Below are 17,251 nucleotides of genomic sequence, written 5' to 3'. Positions count from 1 at the left end.
GTATTATGTCTCGACATACTGAAGCAAGTGACGACGTCAACACCTGGTCCGGCGGCCACATTAATTACAAAGAGGGCTTCTTCACCCAATTGCAGACCGATGAGCTGGCAAAAGGGATCAATGAAGAGGTCATCCGCGCCATTTCTGCAAAACGTAATGAACCTGACTGGATGCTGGAGTTCCGTCTCAATGCCTTTAAAGCCTGGCTGGAGATGGAAGAGCCCCACTGGCTGAAGGCGCACTACGACAAGCTGAACTATCAGGATTACAGCTACTACTCGGCGCCGTCGTGCGGCAACTGCGACGACACCTGCGCCTCGGAACCGGGTGCGGTGCAGCAGACCGGGGCCAACGCCTATTTAAGCAAAGAGGTGGAAGAGGCCTTCGAGCAGCTCGGCGTGCCGGTGCGGGAAGGGCGTGAGGTGGCGGTAGATGCCATCTTCGACTCCGTCTCGGTGGCCACCACCTACCGGGAAAAGCTGGGCGAGCAGGGGATCATCTTCTGCTCCTTTGGCGAAGCCATCCACGACCACCCGGAACTGGTGAAGAAGTACATCGGCACCGTGGTGCCCAGCAACGATAACTTCTTTGCGGCGCTCAACGCGGCGGTGGCTTCCGACGGCACCTTTATCTATGTGCCGAAGGGCGTGCGCTGCCCGATGGAGCTTTCAACCTATTTCCGCATTAACGCCGAGAAGACCGGTCAGTTTGAACGCACCATTCTGGTGGCGGATGAGGGCAGCTACGTCAGCTATATCGAGGGTTGTTCCGCCCCGGTTCGCGACAGCTATCAGCTGCACGCGGCGGTTGTGGAAGTGATCATCCATAAAGACGCCGAGGTAAAATACTCGACGGTGCAGAACTGGTTCCCGGGGGATAACAATACCGGCGGCATTCTGAACTTCGTCACCAAGCGCGCCCTGTGCGAAGGCGAAAACAGCAAGATGTCCTGGACCCAGTCGGAAACCGGCTCGGCCATCACCTGGAAATACCCAAGCTGCATTCTGCGCGGGGATAACTCCATCGGCGAGTTCTACTCGGTGGCGCTTACCAGCGGACATCAGCAGGCCGACACCGGCACCAAGATGATCCACATCGGCAAGAACACTAAATCGACCATCATCTCGAAAGGGATCTCGGCGGGTAAAAGCCAGAACAGCTACCGCGGACTGGTCAAGATCATGCCGACGGCGACTAACGCGCGCAACTTTACCCAGTGTGACTCAATGCTGATTGGCCCGGACTGCGGGGCGCATACCTTCCCGTACGTCGAGTGCCGGAACAACAGCGCCCAGTTGGAGCACGAAGCAACCACCTCGCGGATCGGGGAAGATCAACTCTTCTACTGCCTGCAGCGCGGCATCAGCGAAGAGGATGCGATTTCAATGATCGTGAACGGCTTCTGTAAGGATGTGTTCTCTGAACTGCCGCTGGAATTTGCCGTTGAAGCGCAGAAATTACTGGCGATTAGCCTTGAACACAGCGTCGGTTAAGGATTAAGGAAAGCACATGTTAAGCATTAAAGATTTGCAGGTCAGTGTGGAAGATAAAGCGATCCTGCGCGGCCTGAGCCTGGAGGTTCGTCCGGGCGAAGTCCACGCCATTATGGGGCCGAACGGCTCAGGGAAAAGTACGCTCTCGGCGACCCTTGCCGGGCGCGAAGATTACGAAGTGGTGGGCGGCTCGGTAGACTTTAAGGGTAAAGATCTGCTGGAGATGTCACCGGAAGACCGTGCGGGGGAAGGCATTTTTATGGCCTTCCAGTATCCGGTGGAGATCCCGGGCGTCAGCAACCAGTTCTTCCTGCAGACCGCGCTGAATGCGGTGCGCAAATACCGCAGCGAAGAGGAGCTGGATCGCTTTGATTTTCAGGATCTGATGGAAGAGAAGATCCAGCTGCTGAAGATGCCAGAAGACCTGCTCACCCGCTCGGTCAACGTTGGTTTCTCCGGCGGGGAGAAGAAGCGTAACGACATTTTGCAGATGGCGGTGCTGGAGCCGGAGCTGTGCATTCTCGATGAAACTGACTCCGGGCTGGATATCGACGCCCTGAAGATTGTCGCCGACGGCGTCAACGCCCTGCGTGACGGCAAGCGGTCATTCATCATCGTCACTCACTACCAGCGTATTCTCGATTACATCAAGCCGGACTACGTGCATGTGCTCTATCAGGGGCGGATTGTGAAATCCGGTGATTTCACGCTGGTGAAACAGCTGGAGGAGCAGGGCTATGGCTGGCTTAGCGAACAGCAGTAACGCGCTGCAGCAGTGGCACCGTCTGTTTGAGGCCCAGGGCGGGACGCGCTCTGAGCAAGCCCAGCAGCACCTGCAGCAGATGCTGCGCCTCGGCTTGCCGACGCGTAAGCATGAGAACTGGAAATACACCCCGCTGGACGGGCTGCTCAACGGCGAGTTCGTTACCCGGCCTGCCAGCGTAACCTCCGCCGATCGGGATGCACTGGCGCTGAGCCTTGATGCCACCCGGCTGGTGTTTGTGGACGGGCGCTTTAGCCCCGAACTGAGCGACAGCCCTGACGATAGCGGGTTTGAGGTCATTATTAATGATGAGCGTCAGAGCCTGGCGGCACCGGTGCAGCCGGAGCTGTTTCTGCACCTCACCGAGAGCCTGGCCCAGAGCGTGACCCATATCCGCGTGAAGCGGAATACACGCCCGGCGAAGCCGCTGCTGCTGATGCATATCACCCAGGGGCTCGACGGGGAGGAGATCAACACCGCCCACTATCGTCACCATCTGGAACTGGGCGAAGGGGCGGAGGCGACGGTTGTGGAACACTACGCCAGCCTGACCCCGGCACGGCACTTCACCGGCTCGCGCCTGACCATGAACGTGGCGGCCAACGCTCAGCTGCACCATATCAAGCTGGCGTTTGAGAATGCGGCAAGCCATCACTTCGCCCATAACGATCTGCTGCTTGCCGCCGATGCGGCGGCCTACAGCCACAGCTTCCTGCTGGGTGGGGCGGTACTGCGCCATAACACCAGCACCCAGCTGAACGGCGAAAACACCACGCTGCGTATTAACAGCCTGGCGATGCCGGTGAAAACCGAAGTGTGCGACACTCGCACCTGGCTCGAGCACAACAAGGGCTACTGCAACAGCCGTCAGCTGCACAAAACCATCGTCAGCGATAAGGGCCGGGCGGTCTTTAACGGGTTGATTAACGTGGCGCAGCATGCCATCAAAACCGACGGGCAGATGACCAACAACAATCTGCTGATGGGTCGGCTGGCGGAGGTGGACACCAAACCGCAGCTGGAGATCTATGCCGATGATGTGAAGTGCAGCCACGGGGCAACGGTGGGACGGATTGATGACGAGCAGATGTTCTATCTGCGCTCCCGCGGGATCGACAAGCAGGCGGCAGAGAAGATGATCATCTACGCCTTTGCCGCCGAGCTGACCGAAGCGCTCTGGGATGAAACCTTAAGACAGCAGGTGTTGGCGCGTATCGGTCAGCGTCTGCCTGGAGGTGTGGCATGAGTTTTCCTGTAGAGAGAGTGCGGGCGGATTTTCCGGTCCTGACCCGTGAAGTGAACGGTCTGCCGCTTGCCTATCTCGACAGCGCCGCCAGCGCGCAAAAGCCCGCGCAGGTGATCGAGGCCGAGGCAGAGTTTTACCGGCACGGTTATGCCGCGGTGCACCGGGGGATCCACACCCTCAGCGCCGAAGCCACGCAGCGGATGGAGAACGTCCGTACCCGGGCGGCGGCGTTTTTGAATGCCCGCTCCCCGGAAGAGCTGGTGTTTGTCCGCGGCACCACCGAAGGGATCAACCTGGTGGCCAACAGCTGGGGCAGTGCCGAGGTCCATGCGGGGGATAACATCATCATCACCCAGATGGAGCACCACGCTAATATCGTCCCGTGGCAGATGCTGTGCGAACGCGTCGGAGCCGAACTGCGGGTGATCCCGCTCAATCAGGACGGCACGCTCCAGCTCGAACGGCTGGAAACGCTGCTGGACGAGCGCACCCGGCTGGTGACCCTCACCCAAATCTCCAACGTGCTGGGTACCGAAAACCCGGTGGCGGAGATCATTGCTAAAGCGCACCAGGTCGGCGCAAAAGTGCTGGTGGACGGGGCCCAGGCGGTGATGCACCACACCGTGGACGTGCAGGCGCTGGACTGCGATTTCTACGTTTTCTCCGGGCACAAACTGTACGGCCCGACCGGGATCGGCGTGCTGTACGTTAAAGACGACATCCTGCAGAAGATGCCACCGTGGGAAGGGGGCGGATCGATGATCGCTACCGTCAGCCTGAGCGAAGGCACCACCTACGCCCGGGCGCCCTGGCGTTTTGAAGCCGGGACGCCCAACACCGGGGGGATTATCGGCCTCGGGGCGGCGATAGAGTATGTCTCGTCCATTGGCCTGGATGCCATTGCCGAATATGAGCAGACGCTGATGCACTACGCGCTGGCAGAGTTGGCCAGCGTGCCGGATCTGACCCTGTATGGCCCCGCAAATCGTCAGGGGGTGATCGCCTTTAATCTGGGGAAACACCACGCCTATGACGTCGGCAGTTTTCTCGATAACTACGGGGTGGCGGTGCGCACCGGACACCACTGCGCCATGCCGCTGATGGCGTTCTATCAGGTACCGGCGATGTGCCGCGCATCGCTGGTGATGTACAACACAATGGAAGAGGTCGACAGACTGGTGGCAGGGCTGAAACGTATCCACCATCTGCTGGGCTGAAAGAGGGGAAAAGATGGCTGCGTTGCCAGACAGAGACAAATTGCTGCGTAACTTTACGCGTTGCGCAAACTGGGAAGAGAAATACCTCTACATTATTGAGCTGGGGCAGCGTCTGCCTGAGTTGAGCCAGGAGGCGCACAGCCCGGAAAACAGTATTCAGGGCTGTCAGAGCCAGGTGTGGATAATAATGCACCAGAATGACGCCGGAATGATTGAATTAGCGGGCGACAGTGATGCGGCAATAGTGAAAGGCCTTATTGCTGTCGTGTTTATTTTATATCAGCAGATGTCCCCTCAGGATATTGTCGCCTTTGATGTGCGCCCGTGGTTTGAAAAAATGGCGCTGGCCCAGCATTTAACGCCTTCCCGCTCTCAGGGGCTTGAGGCAATGATCCGCGCAATCCGCACCAAAGCCGCCAACATTAGCTAAACTTACCAGACAGCTATCATTCTGTTTCACGAGGCGGTTCCCGCCTCGTGGGTTTTTCAGCTTTCTGACGTTCAGTCAGTGAATAAGGAATCTCAGTATGAAGCGCGCGTCCCTGGTCTCTCTCATTTTCTTTGGTTCGCTCAGCGCGATTAATAGCGCCCTGGCGATGGATTATCCCTTGCCACCGGCGGGCAGTCGGCTTATCGGGCAAAACCAGACGTATGTCATTCAGGAAGGGGATAATAACCTGCAGGCCATTGCGCGCCGGTTTAATACCGCTGCGCACTTAATACTCGAAACCAATAATACCATCGCCCCGGTCTACCCGGCCCCGGGCACGGTAATCACTATTCCCTCGCAAATGTTGCTCCCGGACACCCCACGTGAAGGGATTGTGGTGAATCTGGCAGAACTGCGGCTTTACTACTATCCGCCGGGTGAAAACAGCGTCCAGGTCTATCCGCTGGGCATTGGTCAACTGGGGCTGGATACACCGGTCACCGTCACCCGCATCAGCCAGAAAATCCCCAATCCAACCTGGACCCCCACAGCGGGCATCAGAGCGCGCTCGCTGGAGCAGGGCATCAAACTGCCCCCGGTGGTGCCGGCAGGGCCCAATAACCCGTTAGGGCGCTTTGCAATGCGTCTGGGCGTGGGTAACGGCGAATACCTCATTCACGGCACCAGCGCACCGGATAGCGTCGGGCTGCGCGTCAGCTCCGGCTGTATGCGTATGAATGCCGCGGATATCAAGGCGCTATTCGCCCAGGCGTCGGTGGGTACACGGGTGCAGATCATCAATGAGCCGGTGAAGTTCTCGGTGGAGCCGGACGGTAAGCGCTATGTTGAAGTGCATCGTCCGCTGGCGACGGCGGAGGGGGAAAACCCACAAACCCTGACCATCGCGCAATCTGCCGGGCTAAGCTCGTTTATCACGCAGGACGGAAGCGATAAACAGCTGGTGAATAAAGCCCTGGCGCGTCGGGCGGGGATCCCGGTGGTGGTCTCGGCAGGTGGCGAGTCGCAGGTACAGAGCGGTAGCTTGTCAGCGCAGAACAGTCGCTTGCCGGAAGGCGGGCATGAACAGGCGATTCAGTAAAGCGAAATACGGGGCAAAAAAAAATGGCGCACAATGTGCGCCATTTTATTAACACAGGTACTATTACTTACGGTATTTAGTAGCCTGGTTGTCCAGACGCTGGTTAGCGCGTGCTGCGTCGTCTTTAGCAGCCTGAACGTCAGAACGCATTGCGTTCACGTCGTTGCTCAGCTGGTCAACTTTAGCGTTCAGAGTCTGAACGTCAGAAGACAGTTGGTCGATTTTAGCATTGCTAGAACAACCAGCCAGCATAGTAGAAGCCAGGATTACCGCGCCCAGTACCAGTTTAGTACGATTCATTATTAATACCCTCTAGATTGAGTTAATCTCCATGTAGCGTTACAAGTATTACACAAAGTTTTTTAGGTTGAGAATATTTTTTTGATGGGAATATGCCTATTTTTGATCGTTCGCTCAAAGAAACACCTGTTTTGACTATTTCGTGAAAAATATTGTGCAAAAACAGACAATTTTCATCGGATTCATCTTAGATTACGTGCCCGTTAAATAGAAAAACCCGATTTGCTTTTTTAATAAGTTTGGTTGATAGCGGAAATAAAAAAAGCGCCCCGAAGGACGCTTTTTATACAAATTAATTCGTTCGGTATTATTACAGGACGTGAACAGATGCGGTATTAGTGGTGCCGCTTGGTACCAGCGCACCGGAAACCATCACCACAACGTCACCTTTCTGCGCCAGGCCACGCTCAACCAGCTGCAGGGCAACTTCTTTACCCAGACGGTAGAAATCATCCGTAGAGGCGATCTCTTTCACCAGGTGTGGCACCACGCCTTTGCTCAGTACCAGCTGACGAGCAGTGATCTCGTTAGTGGTCAGAGCCAGGATGGTCGCGTTCGGGAAGTATTTACGCACGGCTTTCGCAGATTTACCGCCCTGGGTGGCAACCACGATCAGTGGTGCTTCCAGTTTCTCGGCAGTTTCTACCGCGCCACGGCACACCGCTTCGGTGATACGCAGTTTACGGCTGTCGTTGTTGTTATCAAGACGGCTTGGCATCACGCGGTCGGTACGCTCGCAGATGGTGGCCATGATGGAAACAGCTTCCAGCGGGTATTTACCCTTCGCGGACTCACCGGACAGCATTACTGCATCGGTACCGTCGAGGATGGCGTTCGCCACGTCGCCGGCTTCAGCGCGGGTCGGACGTGGGTTTTTGATCATCGAGTCCAGCATCTGGGTCGCGGTGATAACCACTTTACGTGCGCGAACGCACTTCTCGATCATCATCTTCTGCGCGAAGATCACTTCTTCAACCGGGATTTCAACGCCCAGGTCACCACGTGCAACCATGATGCCGTCAGACGCTTCGAGGATCTCGTCGAAGTTGTTCAGGCCTTCCTGGTTTTCGATTTTGGAGATGATCTGGATGTGCTCGCCGCCGTGCGCTTTCAGGTGCTCACGGATTTCAACCACGTCAGAACGTTTACGGATGAAGGAGGCAGCAACGAAGTCAACGCCTTGCTCGCAACCGAAGATCAGGTCCTGTTTGTCTTTCTCTGCCAGCGCAGGCAGGGCAATGGAAACGCCTGGCAGGTTAACGCCTTTGTTTTCACCCAGGTCGCCGTTGTTCAGCACTTTACAAACAACGTTTTTGCCTTCGATAGCGGTGACTTCCATACCGATCAGGCCGTCGTCCACCAGTACGGTGTTGCCAACGGAGAGGTCGCTGGTGAAGCCTTCATAGGTTACAGCAACGATGTCGCTGTTGCCGACAACGGACTTGTCAGTGGTGAAGGTGAAGGTCTGTCCCGCTTTCAGCGAAACGTCATTACCGCCTTCCAGTTTGATGGTACGAATTTCTGGACCTTTGGTATCCAGCAGGATTGCTGCTTTTTTACCGGTCTTGCTCATCACGTTGCGCAGGTTCTGGATGCGCTGACCGTGTTCAGCATAGTCACCGTGAGAGAAGTTCAGACGCATAACGTTCATGCCGGCTTCCAGCATTTTGGTCAGCATCTCTTCAGATTCGGTTTTCGGGCCGATGGTGCAAACAATTTTCGTCTTTTTCATGACAGTCTTAGTCTTTAAGTTGAGAAGGATATGGAAATATCGCTCCGGGGGCGCAGGGCCTCAGAGTCAAACCTGTGTTGCGAAATTTTTTGTGACACGCACTAAGGATAGGAGACATCAAATGAGCGTGCAGAAGAATGTGTGCCTGTGGTTCAGCCCAGGGAGAGAGGGAAAGTTGATTGCGTTGTTTTTTGTAGTCCAAGCGCTGAAACCATTCATCAGGGATTAGGCGCGCATTATACGCTGAAAGATGCGCAAAAGGGAAAGAAAAACAGCGTTTCAAAAATTTTATATGGCGTTTCACAATAGATTGTTATCAATGCGTTAAGGTTCCCCCTCAGGATGTTGCGCCAGTAGAAATCCTTACGTCAAACGCCGCAAAGTGTTTGGGCGAGTCCACATATTCATTCCGTAACTATTGATTGCCGAAAATTCGCTTTACGGTTATTACCAGTGCGCACGGGGTATATCGCTGTAAGTTATAAGATATTCCTTTTCAGTCGTTTAAAAGCTAATAACGGCTGTTTACTATCGTTTGGACATCCATACTGCTAAACCGCCACAGGCGAACGGATTACTCTAAGAATGATAGTACTCAGGAATATTTCGAAGATTTTTGACAACGGAAAAGTGGCGCTGACCGCCGTTGACAACGTAAACCTGGCGATAGAGCAGGGACAGATTTATGGAATTATTGGCTACAGCGGCGCAGGTAAAAGTACCTTAATTCGTCTGCTGAATGGTCTGGAAAAACCGACCACCGGCAGCGTGACGATTAACGGCCAGGATATCTCCGCGGCGAAAGGCGAGGCCCTGCGCCAGGCGCGGCTGAAGATCAGTATGGTGTTTCAGCACTTCAACCTGCTGTGGTCCCGCACTGTGAACGAGAACATCGCCTTCTCGATGCAGATCGCCGGGGTGCCAAAAGCCAAAATTAACGCCCGCGTGGCGGAACTGGTGGAGCTGGTGGGGCTGAAGGGCCGCGAACAGGCCTACCCGTCCCAGCTCAGCGGTGGGCAGAAGCAGCGCGTCGGCATTGCCCGCGCGCTGGCTAATAACCCGGATGTGCTGCTCTGCGACGAGGCCACCTCGGCGCTGGACCCCCAGACCACCGATCAGATCCTCGATCTGCTCCTCGACATTAACCGTCGCTTCAAGCTGACCATCGTTCTTATCACCCATGAAATGCACGTGGTGCGCAAAATCTGTGACCGCGTGGCGGTGATGGAAAACGGCAAAGTGGTGGAAGAGGGTGAAGTGCTGCAGGTCTTTACCCATCCGCAGCAGCCGATTACGCAACAGTTTGTCCGTCAGGTGAGCCAGTACGCCGAAGAGGAGACCTTTAACACCGAGCTGGCGAACGAGCTGGAAGGCACCGTCATCAAGCTGACCTTTACCGGACACAGTACCCACAAGCCGATTGTCGGGGAGCTTACCCTGCGCTACGGCCTGCCGTTCAACATCCTGCACGGCAAAATGACGCAAACCGCCCACGGCGTGTTCGGCCAGCTCTGGCTGCACGTGGTGGCAACAGAAGAACAACTGAACAATATCCTCGCCGATTTGCAGCACAGTGATATTGAAGGCGAGGTAATTAAACATGGCTGAGAATCTCTTCCCGCACCTGAAATGGGACCAGCTCTGGGCCGCCACCCTGGAGACGCTGTACATGACGGCACTCTCCGGCGTCGCAACCTTTGTCCTCGGGCTGGTTCTCGGCCTGGCGCTGTTTTTAACCGCCCGGGGTGGCATGTTCCACAACCGTACGGTCTACAGCGTGATTTCGATTGTGGTGAACGTGTTCCGCTCGATCCCGTTCATCATCCTGATTGTACTGTTGATCCCCTTCACCAAAACCGTGGTGGGAACCATCCTCGGGGCGAATGCCGCGCTGCCCGCGCTGATTGTTGGCGCCGCGCCGTTCTATGCCCGTCTGGTGGAGATTGCCCTGCGTGAAGTGGACAAAGGGGTGATCGAGGCGACGCGCTCAATGGGTGCCCGACTGAGCACCTTAATTTTTCGGGTTTTACTGCCGGAATCATCACCCGCTCTGGTCTCAGGGATCACGGTGACGCTGATTGCGCTGGTCAGTTACAGCGCAATGGCGGGGGTGATTGGTGCCGGTGGTCTGGGAAATCTGGCTTATCTGGAAGGATTCCAGCGCAACCATGGTGACGTCACGCTGGTGGCAACGGTGACCATTTTGATCATCGTTTTCATTATCCAGTTCTGCGGCGACATCATTACTTCACTGTTAGATAAACGCTAATAATACATATACAGGAACCATCATCATGAAAAAGACACTGACGTTGATCGCCGCAGCAACCCTCAGCGCCCTGAGCTTCGCCTCCTGGGCTGACACCCTGACCGTGGGCGCGTCCAACACCCCGCATGCGGAAATTCTGGAGCAGGCGAAGCCGATTCTGGCGAAGCAGGGTATCGACCTGGAGATCAAACCCTTCCAGGATTACATCCTGCCGAACACCGCTCTGGCCGGCCGTGACATCGACGCCAACTACTTCCAGCACATTCCGTACCTGAACAGCGTACTGAAAGATCACGCCGGGGATAAAGAGTATGATTTCGTCAGTGCCGGGGCGATCCATATCGAGCCGATCGGTATCTACTCCAAAAAATACAAGTCGCTGAAAGATCTGCCGGAAGGCGGCAAAATCATCATGCGTGATGCCGTCTCTGAAGAGGGCCGTATCCTCTCTATCTTCGAGAAAGAGGGTGTGATCAAGCTGAAGCCGGGCATCGACAAAGTGACCGCGCGCATCAGCGATATCGTTGAGAACCCGAAAAAACTGCAGTTCACCCCGAACGTTGAAGCCTCTCTGCTGCCGCAGATGTACAACAATGACGAAGGCGCGGCGGTGGTGATTAATGCCAACTACGCCATCGACGCCGGTCTGGATCCGGTTCACGACCCGATCGCGGTAGAGAGCGGTGAAAACAACCCGTACGCCAACATCATCACCGTGCACCGTGGCGATGAGAAGAAGAAGGATATCGTGGCGCTGGTGGACGTGCTGCACTCTAAAGAAATTCAGGACTGGATCCGCACCAAATACAAAGGCGCGGTGATCCCGGTTAACAACTAATCCCCTGATTCTGCTTTTAAAAAGCCCGGTGAGTCTCTCGCCGGGCTTCTTTTTTGTATAAGGCTTATGAATGCTTTAAGCTGACGTTTTCAGGCAATGGAGTGAAGATCATGGGCAATGTAACCAAAGACGAAGCGCTGTATCAGGAGATGTGTCGCGTGGTAGGCAAAGTCGTTCTGGAGATGCGCGATCTCGGGCAGGAGCCAAAGCATATTGTCATCGCCGGGGTCCTGCGTACCTCGCTGGCGAACCAGCGGGTAAAGCGCAGTGAATTGACGACCCAGGCGATGGAAACCGTGGTTAAAGCGCTGGCCGGTTAAACTGCCAGCGTTTTACCAGCTGTTCAATCCCGCAGCACAGCAGGTAATAGACCACCCCCGTAAAGACAAAAATCGCCCCCGGGTAGATCTGCACCCGGTTGTTCACCTGGCCTGCGACGGTGGTCAGCTCCGGCACGTTGACGATAAAGGCCAGCGAGGTATCTTTCAGCAGGCTGATAAAAATTCCCACCAGCGACGGCAAGATGTTGCGCAACGTCTGCGGCAGCAGCACCCACCCCAGGGTTTGCAGCGCGCTAAATCCCTGCGCCTGCGCCGCTTCAGTTTGCCCGCCGGGCAACGCCCGCAGTCCGGCCAGCACCGAGTGCATCACCGCCGCCGCGGTAAACCACGCCAGCGCCAGGGTGACGGTCAGCGCCCCCGGCAGGTCGCCCCCGGTAATGAGTGGCAGCAGATACCACAGCCAGAAAATAACAAATATCAGCGGGATCCCGCGGATAATCTCAGCCCACAGGAACAGCGCCTTGCGGATTGCCCCCGGAAATCGCCACGCCAGACCCGCCAGCCCAATCCCGGCGGGTAATGCCAGTGCCGCCGCGCCGAAGGCCATCAGCAGCGTCAGCAGCACGCCGCCGGGCTGACCGGCTGCGGCCCGCCCCCACAGCAGATAATCCAGGTTATCGGTAATTACGGTCAGTCCGGCCAACATTTCTCTTCACTCCGGGTGGTAAGGGCGACTTTTTTACGCCGTTCAGTTGTGGGACCCAGTTTCGTCAACAGTACGCCCATCGCCACGCCGGTGAGCAGATACAGCACCGTGCCGACGCTGAACGCTTCCAGCGCGTGGGCGTTATAGCTCTCTATCTGCCGCACCTGATAGGTCAGTTCCGCAAAGCCAATTCCGCTTGCCAGCGACGAGAGCTTCATCAGGTTGAGATACTGACCCACCACCGGTTGCCAGGCGTTGGCCAGCCCCTGCGGCAGGAGGATGTAGCGCAGCAGCGGCCAGGCGGAAAAACCCTGTGCCAGAGCGGCTTCCCGCTGTCCGGCAGAGACGGCGCGTAATCCGGCGGCGATCTCTTCGGTCAGAAAGGCCGAGGTAAAGACCCCCAGCCCCCAGGCAGAGCAGAGAAATTCGGGTGTAAACCACCAGACCTGGCCCGGCAGCAGCGCCCAGGCATGCTCATCCATCACGAAGGTGCGAAAATCCTGAGGCAGTCCGCTCCATGCGGCGAAATACCAGAACAGGAGCTGCACCAGCAGAGGGGTGTTGCGAAACAGCGAGACCCACAGGACCACGATGTTTGCGCCGATGCGGCCCCCGGCGAGACGCAATCCCAGGCAGGCGAGGGTGATGAGGCTGGCGACCACCATTCCCGCCAGGGTCACCCACAGGGTGGTGAGAAAACCGGACAGGATCCACTGCAAGGGCTGGCCGGTCAGCACCCCTTGCCAGTCGAGGGCCGGCATCACACCGCACCCGGATGCAGCGGGTTGAGCACCTTCTGCAGAAAACGCTGGGTGCGCGGATGGGACGGATGCTGAAAGAACTGCTCCGGCGGGGCCACCTCCAGAATGTGTCCGCCGTCGATGAACACCACCCGGTCGGCAATCTCCCGGGCAAACTGCATCTCATGGGTGACGACAATCATGGTGATCCCGCTGTGGGCGAGGGCTTTCATCACCAGCAGCACTTCGCCAATCATCTCGGGATCGAGAGCCGAGGTGGGCTCATCAAACAGGATGATCTGCGGGGAGGAGGCCAGCGCCCGGGCGATCGCCACCCGCTGCTGCTGTCCCCCGGACAGCGCCTCCGGATAGTGGTCGGCTTTGTCCGCCAGGCCCACCTGCGCCAGCAGCGCTTCGGCGCGGGTGTCGGCCTCGGCGGGCCGCCAGCCGTGCACGTGCTTCAGCGCCAGGGCGATGTTTTGCCGCGCCGTCAGATGGCTGTAGAGATTGAATTGCTGAAAGACAAACCCGACCCGGCTGCGCAACTGCCGCAACGCCTGGCGGGAGAGCTGACGCGTCGATTTGCCGTCGATCAGGATGTCGCCGGAGGTCAGGGTTTCCAGCTGATTGATAAGGCGGATCAGCGTCGATTTACCGGAACCCGAAGGGCCGAGGATCGCCACCACTTCACCGGGCGTGACGCTGAGGTTGATGCCCTTCAGCACCGGACGATCGCCGTAGCGTTTTGCCACCTCTGAAAAGGTGACGCTGGCCTGCGCCAGATGTGAAAAATCCGCGGCAGGTGCCGCGGAGCGTGAGAATAAACCTGACATCTTACTGGGCTTCTATTATAAAGGCGCGAAGCTGCGGGGAGGGGGTCTGCGGTCCAAACCAGACATCGTAGATCTTCGCCGCCTCGCCGTTGCTCTCCAGCTTCACCAGCTCGTCGTTCACCACTTTCAGCAGCGCGGTTTCGCCCTTCTTCACCCCGACGCCGATCTCCTCCTTACTCAGCAGGTCAGGAAGAATTTTAAAGTTCGCTTTGTCCGGCGCCTGGGCCAGCAGCCCCGCCAGAATGGTGCTGTCCTGGGTGATGGCCTGCACGTTGCCGTTGCGCAACGCCGTCAGCGCCAGCGGGATATCATCATAGGAGAGCACCCGGGACTGCGGGAAACGCTGATGCAGCGCCTGCTCCCCGGTGGTGCCCTTTACCGCCCCGATCCGCGCCTTGCTGTACGCATCCAGAGTATCTGCCCCTTTTGCCGGAACCAGGAACTGCTGCCCGGTCACGAAGTAGGGGGTGGAAAAATCGATCACCTGCGCGCGCTCCGGGGTGATGGTGATATCCGCCACGATCAGATCCGCCTTGCCCGACTGCAGCAGCGGGATGCGGTTCGCCGGGTTGGTGGCGACCAGCTCCAGCTTGACCCCGAGCGTTTTGGCTAATGCTTTAGCGAAATCCACGTCGTAGCCGACGATCTCGTGGCTTTTGGCATCCACCGAGCCAAACGGCGGGTTGGCATCGAAGGTGGCAACTTTCACCACCCCCGCCGCCTTGATATCGGCCAGTTGATCTGCCTGCGCCTGACCAGAAACGATCCCGCCTGCGGCCAACAAACTAAGTGCCAGCGCCAGTTTTGTCTGTATTGCCATAAGTTCCTCTGAGTCTGTTTTTTGTTTTGTCCTGTTACGCTCCCATAACCGACCCCGACCGCCAAATGCCAATATCGTCTTTACTATTGCCGGAATCGGCATTTCCACCGCGGGCAGATTGCTGGTTTACTGCATTCAGGCTGAACAGATGAGGAACAGGCAATGGGCAAATTGATGAGTACGTTACGGCGGTTTTTTGCCGCAAAACCGGAAGAGAACAGCGCGCAGCGTATTATTGAATCCATTTTGCCGGTTGCCAGCCTGTATGGCGTGGACATCGCCAATATCGATCCGGAGTGGTTCCATGAGCAAACGCAACGCTGAGCACCGCCATGTGCGGGAAACCTACTGGAATGAGGTGTGCGTTCTTCCGCGCACGCCCCGTCATTCTGGACGCTAACATCCAAAAATCTCCGCAAGTTTTGTCCCCGGCTTAGCTTCCTGCTAAGGTCTCTGGCGTCCTTTACCAGCGCCAGTTAACTAAATGAACAGCCGAAAATTTTTAAAACGTGGGCTTCTGATCTGGCTGATTGCCTGTCTGCTGAGCAGCGTGCTGCTGTATGCTGAACAGATCCGCCGTCAGTTCTGGGATCTGGACCGGGCGTTTGCCACCGCCTTTGCTGAAACCGGAGCGGTCCTCACCCAGAATGAGTCGGTGCTGCCCCTGTTGAATGGCGATGAAGATCTGGCCGCGCTGCGTAAAAAATTCCCGCAAATACGCGACCTGCAAAAGACCCAGGGGCGCGCCCTCGACGCCGCGCGGGTTGAACCCGTGGGCGACACGCAATACTGGCTCTATAACCCCTGGCGTCAGATCCGGGTGCTGATCGATACCCGGTCGGTGATCGGTGCCTGGCCGCACTTTACCCGCCTCAGTCTGGATCTGCGCGGCGACGCATCGCCCCCCTCCGAAGAGGCCTTCTGGCACTGGCAGCGGCAGTTCTCCCAGCACACTCAGCCCTTTATCCTGCGGGCCGAGGCCCGACCGGCGTGGCTGAATGTTGCCCCGATGCCGTTTATGCTGCTGTGGCTGGGATGGGCCGGGGTGATTGCGGCGGGTGGGGTGATCCTCTGGCAGCGTAAGCAGCGCCAGAACGCCGACCAGCGCGCCCGCTACTATCAGCATGTCCGGCTCAATACCCTGGGGGAGATCACCGCCGGGATCGTGCACGAGATTAACCAGCCCCTGACGGCGGTGCAGACCTGGATCCAGGGGGCTCAGCGCCAGTTGCATCAGGGCAATCCCGATGCGGTATCCCAGGCCCTCGGCTCGGCGCTGGTACAGACCCAGCGGATAGCCGAGCTGCTGACCCGCTTTCGCGAACATGTCACCGAGGAGAGAGTAGACCTGGGCGAGGTGGATCTGGCCAGCTGCTGGCAGCAGGTTGGCAACTTGCTGGAGCACGAGCGCTCCGCCCGTCATATTCGTCTCACCCATGATTTCGCCCCCGATGCCCGCACGCTCTGCGCCGATCGGCTGTGGCTGGAGCAGGTGCTGCACAACCTCCTCGGCAACGCCATCCAGGCGCAGCAGGAGCGGGTGGCGGGCTGGGTGCATATCCACAGCCAGCGCAGCGGCGAATTTATCAGGATAGAGATCACTGACGGCGGGCCGGGCTTTACCCCGGAGGCCTTACTCAACGCCTTTATGCCCTTTTACAGCGGGCGGCAGGGCGGCATCGGCCTGGGCATGACCTTAACCGAGTCATTAGTCACCAGAATGAATGGCACCCTGACCCTGGATAATGCCCCGCAGGGCGGGGCCAGGGTCCGGTTGCAGTTTGCTTATCACGGGAGTCAGGAAAATGGATAACGTCATCTGGTTAATTGACGATGATGCCTCGGTCAGGGAGTCGCTGGTTTTTCTGCTCTCCGGGATGCACTGGCGCGTTGAACCTTACGAGAGTATTGCGGCTTTTACCGCCGCCCACGGCGACGAAAAGGCCCTGACCGGCTGCCTGCTGCTGGACATGCGTATGCCGGGCAAAGGCGGTCTGGCCTGGCTGGAGGAGGGGGCCTGGCTCTGGCCGCTGCTGCCGGTGATCCTGATGACCGGCCACGGCACTATCGATGCCTGTCGGCGGGCGTTTCATAACGGGGTGTTTGAGTTTTTCACCAAGCCGCTGGATGCTGACAAGCTGATCGAATCCATTACCTCCGCGCTGGCCGAGAGCCAGCAGCGGGTGGGGCGCTGGCAGGAGGCCAGACGGGTCAGAGCGCTGTTTGAGCAGCTTACCGCCCGGGAACACGAGGTGCTGCTGGCCCTGATGGAAGGGAGCAGTAATAAAGAGGTCGCCGCCCGGCTGAACCTCTCGCCCCGAACGGTGGAGGCGCACCGCGCCGCGGTGTTCGTCAAGCTGGGGGTCTCCAGCCTGGTGCAGGCCATTCGGGAATACGACAAATTGCAATCCGTAGAACTACCAGGGTAACTGCGTAATCGACCGAATAACATTTCAGTACGCATATCGGTACGCTGCATCTGTT

General features: G+C 57.5%; 19 protein-coding genes. 13 read left to right on the top strand and 6 right to left on the bottom strand.

The features are described from left to right. Positions 1 to 5 precede the first annotated feature (5 nt). The 6 genes from sufB (at position 6) to LG383_RS09600 (ending at position 6,248) form a co-directional block, all read left to right on the top strand. The gene (gene sufB / locus LG383_RS09625; protein WP_225758988.1) at positions 6 to 1,493 is read left to right on the top strand and encodes a Fe-S cluster assembly protein SufB; all 1,488 of its coding nucleotides are present in this window, start codon (positions 6 to 8) and stop codon (positions 1,491 to 1,493) included. A 16-nt stretch (positions 1,494 to 1,509) separates the two neighbouring features. Beyond that, positions 1,510 to 2,256 carry a Fe-S cluster assembly ATPase SufC gene (sufC, locus tag LG383_RS09620; RefSeq protein ID WP_106993656.1) on the top strand — a complete coding sequence of 249 codons (747 nt, stop codon included), beginning with the start codon at positions 1,510 to 1,512 and terminating at the stop codon, positions 2,254 to 2,256. Continuing rightward, positions 2,231 to 3,502: a Fe-S cluster assembly protein SufD gene (sufD, locus tag LG383_RS09615; protein WP_225758987.1), complete on the top strand. Its 1,272-nt coding sequence runs from the start codon at positions 2,231 to 2,233 to the stop codon at positions 3,500 to 3,502. Before sufC ends, sufD begins: the two co-directional genes overlap by 26 nt. Beyond that, a complete protein-coding gene (sufS, locus tag LG383_RS09610) occupies positions 3,499 to 4,719 on the top strand; it encodes a cysteine desulfurase SufS (protein WP_225758986.1) in 1,221 nt (406 codons plus the stop codon). Before sufD ends, sufS begins: the two co-directional genes overlap by 4 nt. A 13-nt stretch (positions 4,720 to 4,732) precedes the next feature. Then, positions 4,733 to 5,149 (top strand): cysteine desulfuration protein SufE, encoded by a 417-nt coding sequence (sufE, locus tag LG383_RS09605; RefSeq protein WP_166182252.1) that lies wholly within the window; start codon positions 4,733 to 4,735, stop codon positions 5,147 to 5,149. 97 nt (positions 5,150 to 5,246) lie between these two features. After that, positions 5,247 to 6,248 carry a L,D-transpeptidase family protein gene (locus LG383_RS09600; RefSeq protein WP_225758985.1) on the top strand — a complete coding sequence of 334 codons (1,002 nt, stop codon included), beginning with the start codon at positions 5,247 to 5,249 and terminating at the stop codon, positions 6,246 to 6,248. A 63-nt stretch (positions 6,249 to 6,311) separates the two neighbouring features. Here the strand turns inward: LG383_RS09600 and LG383_RS09595 are convergent, their stop codons facing one another. Together LG383_RS09595 and pykF are read right to left on the bottom strand one after the other, a co-directional pair. Continuing rightward, positions 6,312 to 6,548 (bottom strand): major outer membrane lipoprotein, encoded by a 237-nt coding sequence (locus tag LG383_RS09595; protein WP_012017161.1) that lies wholly within the window; start codon positions 6,546 to 6,548, stop codon positions 6,312 to 6,314. Between the two features lie 310 nt (positions 6,549 to 6,858). Beyond that, on the bottom strand, positions 6,859 to 8,280 hold the full coding sequence (gene pykF / locus LG383_RS09590; protein ID WP_106993661.1) for a pyruvate kinase PykF: 1,422 nt from the start codon (positions 8,278 to 8,280) through the stop codon (positions 6,859 to 6,861). Positions 8,281 to 8,865: 585 nt separating this feature from the next. Between pykF and LG383_RS09585 the strand changes: the two genes are divergently transcribed. The 4 genes from LG383_RS09585 to fumD all read left to right on the top strand — a co-directional run bounded on the left by LG383_RS09585 (position 8,866) and on the right by fumD (position 11,707). After that, positions 8,866 to 9,888 carry a methionine ABC transporter ATP-binding protein gene (locus LG383_RS09585; RefSeq protein ID WP_225758984.1) on the top strand — a complete coding sequence of 341 codons (1,023 nt, stop codon included), beginning with the start codon at positions 8,866 to 8,868 and terminating at the stop codon, positions 9,886 to 9,888. Continuing rightward, positions 9,881 to 10,549: a methionine ABC transporter permease gene (locus LG383_RS09580; protein ID WP_032617773.1), complete on the top strand. Its 669-nt coding sequence runs from the start codon at positions 9,881 to 9,883 to the stop codon at positions 10,547 to 10,549. Before LG383_RS09585 ends, LG383_RS09580 begins: the two co-directional genes overlap by 8 nt. Before the next feature lie 25 nt (positions 10,550 to 10,574). Beyond that, positions 10,575 to 11,387, top strand: coding sequence for a MetQ/NlpA family ABC transporter substrate-binding protein (locus LG383_RS09575; protein WP_039029111.1), 813 nt, complete (start codon positions 10,575 to 10,577; stop codon positions 11,385 to 11,387). Positions 11,388 to 11,497: 110 nt separating this feature from the next. Beyond that, positions 11,498 to 11,707: a fumarate hydratase FumD gene (gene fumD / locus LG383_RS09570; protein ID WP_032617775.1), complete on the top strand. Its 210-nt coding sequence runs from the start codon at positions 11,498 to 11,500 to the stop codon at positions 11,705 to 11,707. Here the strand turns inward: fumD and LG383_RS09565 are convergent. The 4 genes from LG383_RS09565 to LG383_RS09550 are packed head-to-tail and all read right to left on the bottom strand — an operon-like array spanning position 11,688 to position 14,767. After that, positions 11,688 to 12,374 carry an amino acid ABC transporter permease gene (locus tag LG383_RS09565; protein ID WP_225758983.1) on the bottom strand — a complete coding sequence of 229 codons (687 nt, stop codon included), beginning with the start codon at positions 12,372 to 12,374 and terminating at the stop codon, positions 11,688 to 11,690. The genes fumD and LG383_RS09565 overlap by 20 nt on opposite strands. Continuing rightward, positions 12,359 to 13,135 carry an amino acid ABC transporter permease gene (locus LG383_RS09560; protein ID WP_225758982.1) on the bottom strand — a complete coding sequence of 259 codons (777 nt, stop codon included), beginning with the start codon at positions 13,133 to 13,135 and terminating at the stop codon, positions 12,359 to 12,361. The genes LG383_RS09565 and LG383_RS09560 overlap by 16 nt, the downstream gene beginning before the upstream one ends. Beyond that, complete coding sequence (locus tag LG383_RS09555; RefSeq protein ID WP_166182257.1) at positions 13,135 to 13,947, bottom strand: amino acid ABC transporter ATP-binding protein; 813 nt, start codon at positions 13,945 to 13,947, stop codon at positions 13,135 to 13,137. The genes LG383_RS09560 and LG383_RS09555 overlap by 1 nt, the downstream gene beginning before the upstream one ends. Position 13,948: 1 nt before the next feature. Beyond that, positions 13,949 to 14,767, bottom strand: coding sequence for an ABC transporter substrate-binding protein (locus LG383_RS09550; protein WP_225758981.1), 819 nt, complete (start codon positions 14,765 to 14,767; stop codon positions 13,949 to 13,951). A gap of 162 nt (positions 14,768 to 14,929) precedes the next feature. On the opposite strand from LG383_RS09550, the gene LG383_RS09545 reads away from it, so the two are divergent. From LG383_RS09545 to LG383_RS09535, 3 genes are all read left to right on the top strand, one after another. After that, positions 14,930 to 15,091 (top strand): hypothetical protein, encoded by a 162-nt coding sequence (locus tag LG383_RS09545; protein ID WP_166182259.1) that lies wholly within the window; start codon positions 14,930 to 14,932, stop codon positions 15,089 to 15,091. Positions 15,092 to 15,251: 160 nt separating this feature from the next. After that, entirely contained in the window at positions 15,252 to 16,580 is a 1,329-nt protein-coding gene (locus tag LG383_RS09540; protein ID WP_225758980.1) for a sensor histidine kinase, read from the top strand. After that, complete coding sequence (locus tag LG383_RS09535; protein ID WP_225758979.1) at positions 16,573 to 17,196, top strand: response regulator transcription factor; 624 nt, start codon at positions 16,573 to 16,575, stop codon at positions 17,194 to 17,196. Before LG383_RS09540 ends, LG383_RS09535 begins: the two co-directional genes overlap by 8 nt. The last annotated feature ends 55 nt before the right edge of the window (positions 17,197 to 17,251 follow it).

Source organism: Leclercia sp. Marseille-Q4284 (assembly GCF_916618945.1).
GTDB classification, from domain to species: Bacteria; Pseudomonadota; Gammaproteobacteria; order Enterobacterales; family Enterobacteriaceae; genus Enterobacter; species Enterobacter tamurae.
Note: the sequence above shows the minus strand (reverse complement) of the source record. Positions and strands in the feature narration are given on the sequence as shown.